Below are 12,212 nucleotides of genomic sequence, written 5' to 3' on the forward strand. Positions count from 1 at the left end.
GCCCCGGGCGCGGATCAGCCGGCGCCCGGGGCCGCCTCCGCCGCATACCCCGTGTCCGCGCCCGACGTCGCGCCGGCCGGCAGCTCCGGCGGGGTGTACGAACTCAGGGCGGTACCGCCCGGATCGGGGCGGACCGCGCCGAGCAGCGGGTTCGCGGCGATCGGGGAGACCTTGACGCGGGCGCCCGGGCGAGGGGCCTGCACCACCATGCCCTCGCCCAGGTAGATCGCCACATGGGTGGCCTTCGGGAAGTAGATCACCAGGTCGCCGGGGCGCAGGGAGCGCAGGGGCACCTTGGGGAGCTGCCGCCACTGCTCCTGACTGGTCCGCGGAATGCCTCGCCCCGCCCGGGCCCAGGCCCGGGAGGTCAGTCCCGAGCAGTCGTACGACTCGGGCCCCTCAGCACCCCACACGTACGGCTTGCCGATCTGTTCGACGGCGTACGTCAGCGCCCGGCCACCCTCTTTGGACGGGGTGCGTTCGCCGCCGAGGAGACCGGTGGCCAGGAGCTTCGCCTGAGCCTTGGCGGTGCCGGACTTCTCCAGCGCCGCGAGTTCGACGATCTGCTCGGGCGAGAGCGAGGCGAGCATGTCCGCGATCATCTTCAGCCGCAAGGTGGCCGTGTCGCGGGCATTCTTCTGCTTCTCCGCGAGCACCTGCTCCTTGTCCAGGGCCTTGCGGGACGTGGCCGCCAGCTCCTCCGCCCGCTTCGTCACCACCTCGAGCCGTGCGATCGTCGCGAGCCGGTCACTGGCCGCGCGCTCGATCAGATGGTCCTGGTCCAGGGCGTGCTGCGGTTCCCGGGCAAGCAGGAGATGAAGGTAGGAGGAGAGCTCGGACCGCCCCTGGTACTGCTCCCGCGCCAGTCGCCCGGCGTCTTCGCGGCCGGCGACAAGCGCGTTGCGGGCCCTGGCGAGGTCGCGGGAGAGCCTGCCCGTCAGGGCCTGCTGCTTCTTCAGATCCTCCTCGGTCGCGTTGTAGGCCTCACTGGCCTCCTCGGCCTGCCGGTACAGCTTCTGAAGCCGGATCAGCATCGCGGGGAGGGCGGCTTTTCCGGCGGGCCCGGCAGCCGGGGCGATTGCTTCGGACACGGCTTCGGCGAGGGATCCGGCCGCGGTGCCAGTTTTGGTGCCGGCCGTGGTTCCGGCTGCCGGTTCGGCCGTGGTGTCCGGCGAGGCATCGGGCGTGGGGTCAGCCGTCGGCCGGGCGGTGGCAGGGTGGGCCGGCACCGCAGCAACCACCGTGGCCGCGACCAGCGCCGCCGTACAGACAGAACGGAGCAGCCTGCCTGACACCTCATCACCTCCGGCTGTGGGATGGGCCGTCCACCCCACAGCCGATCATGCGGGCACGCCAGCCGGACGGCCCGACGAGTGGTCGAGTCGGCGCAATCCGGTCACTCATCGAGGCGGACTGTGCCCATCCGCCCGCGCGCCTGCGGGCGTCGCGTCGGCCCGCTCACTCCACCGGAAGCGCATAGAAGGTCCGGTCCCGGCGGACGACGAGGTTCCGGCCGCCGCCCTGCAGCGCCTCGTAGCGCGAGGTGGCCTCCCCGTCCGGCGCGTCCTCTGTGCCCGCTTCCTGGAACTTCCACAGCCGCTTGCCGTCGCGCGCCGAGAACGCGGTGAGCTGTGCCCCGTCGGCCGCGAGTACCGTACGGCCGCTTGTGCTGAGCGCGGTGCCCGGAGTGTCGTCCCAGGCAGGGGCCTCGGTGGAGCGTGTCCACAGCCGGCGGCCGGTCGCCGTGTCGACGGCGGACACCTGCTGATAGCGGTTGGCCACATACAGGGCCGGGCCGCGGAGTGTGGGCGTGCCGTACGCGAAGACGCCGTCCTTGCCGGGCGTCTCGGCCCCGGGCACCCGCCACAGCCTTTTGCCGTCGCCGCTCGTGAACGCGTGCAACTCCCTGCCCGCCGCGGCGAACAGCCTGCCCGACGCGTCGCCCACCACCCCGGCGGTGGGCCCCACGCCGGTGAGCGGCCGCGACGAGAGCAGCTTGCCGCTCGCGCGGTCGAAGGTGTGCAGTACGGAACGGCCCTTGGCCCCCTTCACCTGCGCGGGGGTGAGCGAGCGCGAGTCCTGTCGCAGGACGATGTCGGCGGAGCGCACGGCGACCAGGCCGTACCGCGGGGTGTGCGGGGCCTTTCCGTCGGTGATCCCGGTGCGCCACTGCCACTTCCGCGCGACGGTGTCGTACGCGAAGAGGTACGTCCGGAGCTTCTTGCCCTTCCTGACGTGACCGGTCAGCCAGACGGTGCTGCCCTCCCAGCCGCTGACGCTCTCGAAGGTCAGGGTCTCGCCGGGGCCCGCCAGAGTGGTCTTCGCGATGCGGTGCTCGAGCTTCCCGCTCTGCGCGGAGATCCACAGGAGCTCGTCGCGGGCATCGACGAGACAGAGCTCGTCGTTGACGGGTACGGCCCGGGAGAGGGACCCGGCCTCCCTGCGCTCCCAGAGCCGGCGGCCGGTCCGCAGATCCACGCCGGAGCTTTGCTCTTCGCTGGTCAGGACCAGTACACGGTCCCGCCAGACGGTGGCCCTGAGGGGGCTGGTGTCCGTCCCGGGATGCTCGTACCGCCACAGCGGGTCGGGCGGCAGCCCGGCCATCTTCGACGGCCGGGGCGCCGGAGGCTCGGCCGGCTCGGCTTTCACGTCTGCGTCTTCGCCGGCGGCGGCGTACACCCCGCCCCCTCCGACCGCCAGCCCTGCGGCCCCGGCGACGATCCCGATGAGCAGTGCCCGCCGATCGGGCTTCGGGGTGGGTGGGGATGCGGGTGCCGTGGGTGCGGTGGGCGGCACACCGAAGGGAACGCCCAAGGGCACCGCAGCGGGAGGGGCGGTCATGCCCGGGGTGGGAGGCGGACCGGCGGGCATGGGGACCGCGCCGGCCGGCGCGGTCCCTGCTGCCCCCCGGGCCGGCGGGATCGCGAGCACCGTGGTGCCCCGGTCGGCCCGGGCGCCGTCGCCGGGACCGCTCCGGTCACCACCCGGCGGCCGGGTGCCCGCCGCCTGTGGTCCTGCGCCGCCCGCATGCCGTGCGGCCACCGCATCCACGGGCTCGGGGGTGACGCTGCCGGCGCGCTCCGCCTCCGCCGCCACCCCGGACGTGCCGCTGCCCGCAGACTGCGCTGCCGGTGACGCCACCTCCGTCGGCACCTTGATCGCCTGGGCCTCGATCGCCGCCGCCAGCGACGCCGGGAGCCATCCCTCCCGCGCCAGTGCCGCCGCGCCCTCCAGTGCCAGGTCGGCCGCCACCGTTCCCGCCGACGGGCGGTCCTCCGGACGCTTGGCCAGACAGCGGGACACCAGCGGGCGCAACTCGCCGGGTACACCGTCGAGTTCGGGCTCGCCGTGCGCAATGCGGTCCGCGTCCGCCAGGGGCGTCGTTCCGGTCGCCGCGTACGCCAGCAGCAGGCCCAGGACGAACATGTCCGACGCCGGTCCCGGCTTCGCCCCCGCCGCCTGTTCCGGGGTCAGATAGTCGAGCTTCACGCTCAGTTGCCCGTCCGGACGGGCCTCCGCGACGGCCGCCGCGCCCAGCGCCCCGAAGGCGGTGAGCCGCGGCCCGTCCGCCGCGATCAGCACGGTGTCGGGCGCAAGCCCGTGCAGCACCGCCCCCGTGGCATGCACCCGGGACAAGGTTTCGGCGAGGCCCGCGCCCAGTATCCGTACCGCCCGCTCCGGCAGCGGACCGGCGAGGGCGATCGCCTCACGCAAAGTCAGCGCCGGGACGTACGGGCTCGCCGTCCACAGCTGCTCCCCGTCCGTACGGGCCTCGATCGGCGCCACCCAGCCGCCCGCCAGCTGTTCCGCCCTCCGCGTCTCGCGCTGGAAGCGGCGCCGGAAGGCCACCAGCGCGGCCAGCTCGGGCCGGGCCAGGGAGACGACCATGGCCGTGCCGTCCGGCCCGTGCGCGAGATAGTGGACGCAGACCGCCGACTCCCGGTGGCGCGCCCGCACGGTGAACGGTCCGATCCGGCGTGGATCGTCCTGCTGCAGCGGCTCCATCGCGAGCATCCCCCCTGGCGACACGGTCCGGCGACGCGGTCCGGCGACGCGGTTGCCCGTGATCTTATGGCGCGCCGTTCGGCTTCGACCAGGGCCACTTCACCTGGCGCCGCTCGACACCCTCGGGGGCGTACTCGTATTTCCAGCCGCGCTGGATCCCGAGCCGCTTGCTGTACCCGGCCGGTACGCGCTTGTACGCGTGCACGGTCGGCGGGGTGCCGTCGTCGCTCGGCACGGGGATCTCGTACCACTTCGGGGGATGGCCCGTGTGCCCGACCAGCACCGGCAGCACACGCCCGTCCAGTGGCCCGCCCACGAAGGGGGTGTTCTCGCTTCTCACCGCACCAGTGTCGCGCAGGATCGCCGCCATCGTCCTGCCGGCCGGAGGACGAGGGGCGGGGGCCGGAGGGCGGGGGCCGGAGGACGGGCGGCCCGGGGGCCCGGGGCTATCCCGCGGGAGACGCGGGCAGGAGGTGGGCGCCCTCGCTCACGACGGGGATCACCCGGCCGGCCAGCGTGCCGACCGGACCGGCCGCGGTCTCCAGTGCGAGCAGGTCCTTCACGGCCGCCGCCGTCTCCTCGTCCGTCGCCGCGGTCGCCGCCAGCAGAGCGATGAGATGGTCGACGAGCCAGTCGCGCAGCTCACCGGCGGGCGGCTGCTTCGCCTCGTCCAGCCAGATCAGCGACGCCGCCTCGACGGCCGCGATCCAGGTGCGCACCATCATCCGCAGCCGCGGTCCCGGACGGGTCACCCCGAGATGGACGAGGATCTGCTCGGCCGCGGCCCGCCGCACCTCGTCGACGATCGTGGTCGTACGGGAGGTCTCGGCGACGCTCCCGCCGCGCAGCAGCGCGCTGAACCCGGCGTCGTGCTCGTCGACGAAGACGAGATAGCGGTCGAGCACGCGGGAGAGCCGCTCGGTGGGCGGGCCGGCCGTCGGCTCGGCGAAGCACAGCTCCAGCCGGTCCGCGGCGGACCGGAGCGCCGTCTCGTACAACTGCTGCTTGCCGCCGGGGAAGTAGCGGTACACCAGCGGCCGCGAGACCCCGGCCGCCTCCGCCACGTCGTCGAGGGAGACCTCGTCCGGCGGCCGGTGCGCGAAGAGCTTGAGCGCGGCGTCGAGGAGCTGCCTGCGGCGCTCCTCGACGCTGAGCCGTCGGTAGGCACGGGTCACTGGAGCGGAACTGGTCATGCTCGCAGCGTAACCGCACCGTTCTGGGAACTGTTGGGCGATCGCGCGCCGGGCCCGGGCCGTTGGCGGGCCCGGGCGCCGACTACGCCAGCAGGCCCGAGCTCTTCCACAGCCTGCGGCCGGGCCCCCGCAGCACCCCGATGTCGTCGAGGAAATCGGTGAGCCGCTTCGCCCCGGACTGCATCACCTCACGCCGGTGGCCGCTCGCCTTCACCTGCGCCACCGCCTCGCGCCGGTCAAGGCCGATATTCGTGTACACCTGCGGATTGACGAAGCAGACGGAGAAGACCCGGGCCGCCTCACCGCAGCTGATCCGGGTGAGCTCCTGCTCCCAGCGCGGCGCCGTCACCATCTGGCGGCGCAACTCCTCACGGGCGTAACGCACATGGCGCGCCTCCTCCACCACATGGATGCGGGTGACGCCGCGCACCAGGGTCTGGACCCGCTCGTCCGGGAAGGTCAGCCGCTGCATCCAGTCGAGGATCTCCTCGCCGAGCAGCGTCGCCGCGAACGAACCGGGCGTGGTCGAGACGGTCTTCAGCACGCGCGCCAGATTGTGGTAGAGCCGCGGTACGGGGTAGGCGGGGGCCCCGCCCTTCTCGATCATCCTGGCGAACATCATCGAGTGGCGGCACTCGTCGGCGATCTCCGTGAGCGCGTACCGGACATGGTTGCTGGTCACGGACTTGTCGTAGATATGGCGCACCAGCAGCTGCATCAGGATGATCTCGAACCAGATGCCGAGCGAGGCGAGTGACGCGGCCTCGTGCCGGGCCAGGTCCATCCGCTGTTCCTCGGACATCTTGTGCCAGAGCGGAGTGTCGTAGAGGGAGAGCAGTTCCGGCGGCCAGAACCACTTGCCGTCCTCGACGGGAGACTCCCAGTCGAGCTCCTTGTCGGGGTCGAAGGAGTGCTTGGCCGAGGACTCGAGCAGCCGCTCGGCGACCTGTTCGCGGTCCCGGAGCGGGCCGAGGGCATCGCGGAGCAGCTGTACGTCGCGTTCGGTCACTGTCGTCATGGCTGAGGGCACCTCGCGAGTGGGTGAGCGATGGTCACCCCTTATGAGACTGCTTGTCAGCAAGACCGTCAATCCCTCGTGCACGACTTGTTGACTCCGCGTCTACCAACGTGTGAGCCTGCCAACAGTCCTTACTTGTACGGGATATGAGGCGAAGGAGTCGTCAGTGTCGACGCGCGATCGCTACACGAACGCCCCCGAAAGCTCCCTCTGGCAGGTCCCCGCGACCGGCGCCGCCCGCTTCAGCTGGGAGTACGAAGACGGCCGGGACCGCCTCCTCGCCCTGTACCAGAAAGGCAAGGACAAGCAGTGGGACGGCAACAAGCGGATCGACTGGGACCTCGAGGTCGACCCCTACGATCCGCTCGGCACCCCCGACGAGGTGCTCAACCTCTACGGCACCCGCCACTGGGCGAAGATGACCGAGAAGGACAAGGGTGAGCTGCGCCGGCACTACACCTCCTGGCAGTTCAGCCAGTTCCTCCACGGTGAGCAGGGCGCGATGGTGTGCGCGGCCCGGATCGTGGAGTCCGTCCCCGACCTGGACGCGAAGTTCTACTCCGCGACCCAGACGATGGACGAGGCCCGGCATGCCGAGATCTACGGCCGGTTCCTGCACGAGAAGATCGGGATGCTCTACCCGATCAACGACAACCTCCAGGGGCTGCTCGGCGACACCCTGCGCGACTCCCGCTGGGACATGCCGTATCTGGGCATGCAGGTCCTCATCGAGGGCCTCGCGCTCGCCGCGTTCGGCATGATCCGCGACACCACGGACAAGCCGCTGCCCAAACAGATCCTCGCGTACGTCATGCAGGACGAAGCCCGCCATGTCGCCTTCGGGCGGATGGCACTGCGCGACTACTACAAGCAGCTCAGCGACGCGGAGCTGCGCGAACGCGAGGAGTTCGTCATCGAGGGCTGCTATCTGATGCGCGACCGGCTGCGCGGGGTGGAGGTCCTGGAGAACTTCGGCATCCCCCGCAAGGAGGCCGAGGAGATCTCCGAGCAGTCCGAATTCCTCGCGCTGTTCCGGAAGCTGCTTTTCAGCCGGATCGTGCCCTGTGTCAAGGACATCGGGCTGTGGGGCGAACGCCTCCAGCGGGCCTATCTCGACATGGGCGTCTTCGAGATGGGCGACTCCAGTCTCGATCTCCTCATGTCGCAGGACGAGGAGATCGCCGAGAAGCTCGACCAGGAACGCTTCGAGGCGGAGGAGCAGGCGCGGGTCACGGAGGTCGAGGAGGCGATTGCCGAGGGCGCTCAGCTCTCCGGCTGACCCGTGAACCCGGTGAGCGCCCGTGCCCCGGCAGATCTGCGGCGAGCACCCGGTGGTGCGCGGTGAGCAGCGGGGCGGCGGCGTCCCGGTCGGCGAGCGAGCGCCCGGCGCCGTGCAGGAGGAGGAGCGGCGGACCGTCGCCGCCGTGGTCGTGTACCCGTGCGGGCACGTGGTGGGAGGACATGCCCTTCACCGTAGGGCGCGTACGGAGCCTCAAGATCGTCCGGCAGAACGACGGAACGGAGCTCCCTCCCGAGCCATAATGGATGTACGCCACATGGCCGTGCCCGGCACCATGGTGCCCATGACCACCGCCGTGACGAACCCCCATCGTGCAGCCGCCCGCCGCAGCCTCGAAGGGCTCGCCCTCGGGGACGCGTTCGGCGAGCGCTGGTTCCCCCTCTTCCGCGAGCGGACACAGGCGTACGACGAGATCCGCGCCCGGCGTACCCCCGAAGAGCCCGACTGGCACTGGACCGACGACACCGCCATGGCTCTCGCGATCCAGCGGGTGCTCGACCAGCACGGCGAGATGGACCAGGACCGGCTGGCCGCGTGCTTCGCGCTCACCTTCGACGCGGATCAGGCGCGCGGCTACGGCCACGGGATGCACATGCTGCTGCCGGCGCTCCTGGAGGAACCGGAGAGCTGGCGCACCCTCGCCCCGGAACTCTTCGAGGGCGGCAGCCTCGGCAACGGCGCGTCGATGCGGGTGGCCCCGCTCGGTGCCTGGTTCAGCGGCGACCTCGAACTGGTTGCCCGTCAGGCAGAGTTGTCCGCCCGGGTGACCCACGCCCACCCGCAGGGCGTCGCGGGCGCGGTGGCGGTCGCCACGGCGTCGGCACTCTCGGTGCGCGGCGAACTGACCATCGCGTCGGTCGCGGACCGCACGCCGCCGGGGGCGGTGCGCGAAGGACTGCTACGGGCGGCGGAGCTCGCGTTCACCACCGAGCCCTGGAAGGCGGCGGACATCCTCGGCAACGGTCAGCGGATCCGCGCGGACGACACGGTGCCGTTCGCGGTGTGGACGGCGACGCGCCACCAGGGCGACCTGGAGGCGGCGCTCTGGTCCACGGCGGAGGGCTTCGGCGACGTCGACACGACCTGCGCGATCACGGGCGGCATCGTGGCCGCGGCGACGGGGGTCGGGGGAGTGCCTGCGGCGTGGCTGGAGCGCCGGGAGCCCCTTCCGGGCGGCTGAGGCGGGCAACCCGCCGCGCTGGTCAGCACCGGCAGCGCGGCAGAGTCGCCGGACCGGGCCCCGGCCGACGGGAACACCGGCCCCGCCACCAGGATCTAGCGAGGGGGTACCGGGCTTCAGCCCGGTAGGGAATCGCTTCTCAATCCTGCTCTGACCCGCAGATCACAGCGGACGGTTCTGGTTCTCGATGTACCGGCGGACGATTGCCAGGGGCGCTCCGCCGACTGACCCGGCGAAGTAGGAGCCAGACCAGAGTTTGTTGGCCCGGTAGTAGTGCTGCACGAGGTCGGGGAACTCCTGACGGAGTCGGCGGGAGGAGACGCCCTTGAGGGAGTTGACCAGCTTCGATACGGCGACCTTGGGCGGGAAGCTCACCAGCAGATGTACGTGGTTGGACTCGCCGTTGAACTCGGTCAGCTCGGTCTCGAAGTCCGCGCACACGGCCCGCATGATCTCTTCCATGCGGGTCAGGTGCCGGTCGGTGAAGACGTGGTGCCGGTACTTCGTCACAAAGACCAAGTGGGCGTGCATGAGGAAAATGCAGTGTCTGCCAGTGCGGATGTTCTGATACTCGGCCATAACCCAACTGTAGTACGGTGATTGGCATGCAACTCCGTTACCAGTACCGCGTCTCCCCGACGCCCGCTCAGGCGATCAACGCCCGCCGGGTGTTCGGGTGCAAGCGCGTGGTCTGGAACGATGCACTGTCCCGGATCAAGCCGGTCAAGGCGTCGAACAAGCTGCTCGGCAACCCGCGCCGGCGGACCGCCGAGGGCCCCTACCTGCGGGTCCCGAAGAACCCGGACCTGTCCAAGGAACTGATCACCACCGCGAAGAAGACCCAGGAGCGGGCCTGGCTGTCCGATGCCCCGGTCGGTGTGCTATAGCAGACGCTGAGGGACCTGGACAAGGCGTGGGCCGCGTATGAGGACTCCAAGACCGGCAACCGCAAGGGCCCCAAGGTTGCCCTGCCGCGCTTCAAGTCCAAGAAGGACAATCGGGAGTCCGCCCGATTCACCGCCTCCGACCGGTTCAAGATCCTCGGTGATGGCAAGCTCCGGCTGCCGAAAATCGGAGACGTGCGGGTCAAGTGGACCCGCGATCTACCCTCCGTCCCGTCGAGCGTGACGCTGATCAAGGACCGATCCGGGAGGTACTGGGCCTCCTTCGTGGTCGAGACCGACCCGGCCGCCGACATCCTTCCGCCAGCTGATTGTGACCAGGGCATCGACCTGGGCCTGACCCGGTTCGCGGTCCTCGCGGACGGTTCGCACATCGCCTCACCAAAGTACCTGCGGCGGGCGGAGAAGAAGCTGAAGAAGCGGCAGCGGGAACTGTCGCGGAAAAAGAAGGGGTCGAACAACCGGGACAAGGCCCGAATCAAGGTCGCCCGCGCTCACGCCCAGGTGGCGGATGCGCGCCGGAACTTCCACCACCAGTGGTCTCACAGGCTGACGAGCGAAAACCAAGCTGTCTTCGCGGAGACCCTGAACGTGCGTGGAATGGCGCGTGGCCGCCTGGCCAAAAGCGTGCACGACGCGGGCTGGTCCCAGTTCCTGATGTTCTGCGAGTACAAGGCGATCCGGCACGGACGGAAGTTCGTCAAGGTCGCCCGCGACTTCCCCAGCTCCCAGATATGTTCCGCCTGCGGATTCCGCGACGGCCCCAAGCCCCTGCACATCCGGGAATGGACCTGCGGCAACTGCGGAACCCGGCACGACCGGGACTGGAACGCCGGACGGAACGTCAAGTATGAAGGCCGCCGCATCCTCGCAGCGGCACAACCACCCACCCCTGGACTGGGGGCCTCACGCCGGTAACGGCGCGAGTAAACGCCTGCGGAGCGCATGTAAGACCAGGCAGCAGCCCGGCAGCGCGCACAAGCCCCACTCCGGTGGGGAGGAAGCAGGAACCCACCCGAAGCGGGTGGTCTCCCAAACGGGTGACCACCCGCAGGCGGAGAATCCACGCCCTCCAGGGCGATCGGAGGAGGTCAATCACTCCGCCCCCGGCGGCGGGAACGACGTCCGCAGGGTGAACGCCTGCGGCGTCGGCCCGTGTTCGCGTACGTGCAGCAGACGCTCCTCCGCATCCCGCACCGTCGGGCGGTAGCCCGCCTCCACCCACCACAGCGTGGCCATGACCTCCTGCACCCGCTCGAACCAGTCGTAGCGCCGCCCCAGCAGTTCGCGGTGCTGCCCCTGGTACATGAAGGCCGTCAGCGCGTTGCTGTCCCGCCACACCGGCATGTTCACGATCAGCCACTCGTCCCCGAAGACCACCATGTCCGTGGCGTTGCCGCCCTCGCTCTGCAACCGCCACACAAAACCGTCCGCCGCGTCGGCGGTCGCGTTCACCGGGTCGAGGGCCTCGACGAAATCCTTCAACTCCGGGGAATCCAGCGGGAATTTGAGGCGGGCTATGTTCACCTGGGCGAGTTCGTGGGTGGTGGGTTCGAAGGTCATGGGCGCACGATAGCCGCGTGCCGTTCCGCCGCCGCGGCCATTTCGAGGAGCGAGACGTCCGCGCCCCGCGTCGCCACCAGTTGCAGCCCGACCGGACAGCCGTCGCTGGTGAAGCCCGCAGGAATGCTCGCCGCCGGATGTCCGCTGAGGTTGAACGCCCAGGTCAGTGCGGTGGAGTAGAGCTCGCCCGGGCCGTCGTGGCCATGCGGGCGGTTCGGTGTGGCCGGGGTGAGCAGCAGCTGCGTATCCGCGAACAACGCATCGAGGCGGCGGTCGTTCTCCCCGCGCACCGCCGCCCCCGCCCACGGCTCCCCGCCGCGCACCGACTCCCATGCCTCCCACGGGTCGAGCAGCGTGAACGGCCGCTCGTCCAGGCGTACGACGCCGGCCGACACCAGCCGCTCCACCGCGGCCCGTGTGACCGCCTCCACCTCCGGGTCCGTTCCGGCGAACCCCAGGTCGGCCGACCAGCGGGCCTCTACGGGAAACGGCACCCGCACCTCTTCGTACTGGTCCAGCACACACCGCAGATACGCCCGCGCCTGTGCCGCCGTGGGCGTCAGCACCCCCGCCGACGCCAGCCCGGTCCGGTCGGGCGACGGCAGCAGCCCGTTGGTCGTCTTCAGCCCGAACACCCCGCACCACGCGGCCGGGATCCGTACCGACCCCGCCCCGTCGCTGCCCGTGGCAAGGCTCACCATTCCCGCCGCGACCGCCACCGCCGAGCCGGCCGACGAGCCCCCGGGCGTACGGTCCGCCCGCCACGGGTTGACCGTACGGCCGTGCGCGCCCAGACCCCAGGTCTGCCAGTACGTCCCCGGTCCCGGCACCGCCGTCGAGCCGACCGGTACCGCACCCGCCTCGATCAGTCTCCGGGCCGCGTACGAGCGGATGCCGGTCGGCCCCTTCACCGCGATCGGCAGCCCGGCCAGCGGCAGTCCGGGATCCACCTCGCACGCCGACGCCTGCTCGTCCCACACCTCGATGAAGGCGCTCAGTCCCGGATCGAGCCGCCCGATGACGTCCAGTGCCGCATCCACCTGTGCCATGC

General features: G+C 70.9%; 12 protein-coding genes and 1 pseudogene. 4 read left to right on the top strand and 9 right to left on the bottom strand.

Annotation, left to right across the window (positions count from 1 at the left end; genetic code table 11):
- Window positions 1-14 precede the first annotated feature (14 nt).
- The 5 genes from OG883_RS05430 to OG883_RS05450 all read right to left on the bottom strand — a co-directional run bounded on the left by OG883_RS05430 (window position 15) and on the right by OG883_RS05450 (window position 6,216).
- The gene (locus OG883_RS05430) at window positions 15-1,295 is read right to left on the bottom strand and encodes a C40 family peptidase (RefSeq protein ID WP_266535667.1); all 1,281 of its coding nucleotides are present in this window, start codon (window positions 1,293-1,295) and stop codon (window positions 15-17) included.
- A gap of 163 nt (window positions 1,296-1,458) precedes the next feature.
- Entirely contained in the window at window positions 1,459-4,014 is a 2,556-nt protein-coding gene (locus OG883_RS05435; protein WP_323180881.1) for a PQQ-binding-like beta-propeller repeat protein, read from the bottom strand.
- A gap of 55 nt (window positions 4,015-4,069) precedes the next feature.
- Window positions 4,070-4,345, bottom strand: coding sequence for a hypothetical protein (locus OG883_RS05440; protein WP_266535670.1), 276 nt, complete (start codon window positions 4,343-4,345; stop codon window positions 4,070-4,072).
- Window positions 4,346-4,451: 106 nt separating this feature from the next.
- On the bottom strand, window positions 4,452-5,198 hold the full coding sequence (locus OG883_RS05445) for a TetR/AcrR family transcriptional regulator (protein WP_266535672.1): 747 nt from the start codon (window positions 5,196-5,198) through the stop codon (window positions 4,452-4,454).
- Window positions 5,199-5,280: 82 nt separating this feature from the next.
- Window positions 5,281-6,216 carry a diiron oxygenase gene (locus OG883_RS05450; protein ID WP_266535674.1) on the bottom strand — a complete coding sequence of 312 codons (936 nt, stop codon included), beginning with the start codon at window positions 6,214-6,216 and terminating at the stop codon, window positions 5,281-5,283.
- A gap of 166 nt (window positions 6,217-6,382) precedes the next feature.
- Between OG883_RS05450 and OG883_RS05455 the strand changes: the two genes are divergently transcribed.
- On the top strand, window positions 6,383-7,495 hold the full coding sequence (locus tag OG883_RS05455; RefSeq protein ID WP_266535676.1) for a ferritin-like domain-containing protein: 1,113 nt from the start codon (window positions 6,383-6,385) through the stop codon (window positions 7,493-7,495).
- A gap of 10 nt (window positions 7,496-7,505) precedes the next feature.
- Here the strand turns inward: OG883_RS05455 and OG883_RS05460 are convergent.
- Window positions 7,506-7,679: pseudogene (locus OG883_RS05460) on the bottom strand (alpha/beta fold hydrolase); the annotation flags it as partial.
- Between the two features lie 120 nt (window positions 7,680-7,799).
- Between OG883_RS05460 and OG883_RS05465 the strand changes: the two are divergent.
- Window positions 7,800-8,696 carry an ADP-ribosylglycohydrolase family protein gene (locus tag OG883_RS05465; protein ID WP_266535678.1) on the top strand — a complete coding sequence of 299 codons (897 nt, stop codon included), beginning with the start codon at window positions 7,800-7,802 and terminating at the stop codon, window positions 8,694-8,696.
- A gap of 162 nt (window positions 8,697-8,858) precedes the next feature.
- On the opposite strand, the gene tnpA is transcribed toward OG883_RS05465, so the two are convergent.
- Entirely contained in the window at window positions 8,859-9,275 is a 417-nt protein-coding gene (gene tnpA / locus OG883_RS05470; RefSeq protein ID WP_266535681.1) for an IS200/IS605 family transposase, read from the bottom strand.
- Window positions 9,276-9,301: 26 nt separating this feature from the next.
- Here tnpA and OG883_RS05475 point away from each other — a divergent pair, with 26 nt between their 5' ends.
- Entirely contained in the window at window positions 9,302-9,583 is a 282-nt protein-coding gene (locus OG883_RS05475) for a helix-turn-helix domain-containing protein (RefSeq protein WP_266535683.1), read from the top strand.
- 15 nt (window positions 9,584-9,598) lie between these two features.
- Window positions 9,599-10,516 carry an RNA-guided endonuclease TnpB family protein gene (locus OG883_RS05480; RefSeq protein ID WP_266541257.1) on the top strand — a complete coding sequence of 306 codons (918 nt, stop codon included), beginning with the start codon at window positions 9,599-9,601 and terminating at the stop codon, window positions 10,514-10,516.
- A 177-nt stretch (window positions 10,517-10,693) separates the two neighbouring features.
- Here OG883_RS05480 and OG883_RS05485 read toward each other — a convergent pair whose 3' ends face one another.
- Together OG883_RS05485 and OG883_RS05490 are read right to left on the bottom strand one after the other, a co-directional pair.
- Window positions 10,694-11,161 (bottom strand): DUF3291 domain-containing protein, encoded by a 468-nt coding sequence (locus OG883_RS05485; RefSeq protein ID WP_266535685.1) that lies wholly within the window; start codon window positions 11,159-11,161, stop codon window positions 10,694-10,696.
- Complete coding sequence (locus OG883_RS05490; protein WP_266535688.1) at window positions 11,158-12,210, bottom strand: amidase; 1,053 nt, start codon at window positions 12,208-12,210, stop codon at window positions 11,158-11,160. Before OG883_RS05490 ends, OG883_RS05485 begins: the two co-directional genes overlap by 4 nt.
- Window positions 12,211-12,212: the final 2 nt, after the last annotated feature.

The organism is Streptomyces sp. NBC_01142 (genome assembly GCF_026341125.1).
In the GTDB taxonomy this organism is placed as follows: Bacteria; Actinomycetota; Actinomycetes; order Streptomycetales; family Streptomycetaceae; genus Streptomyces.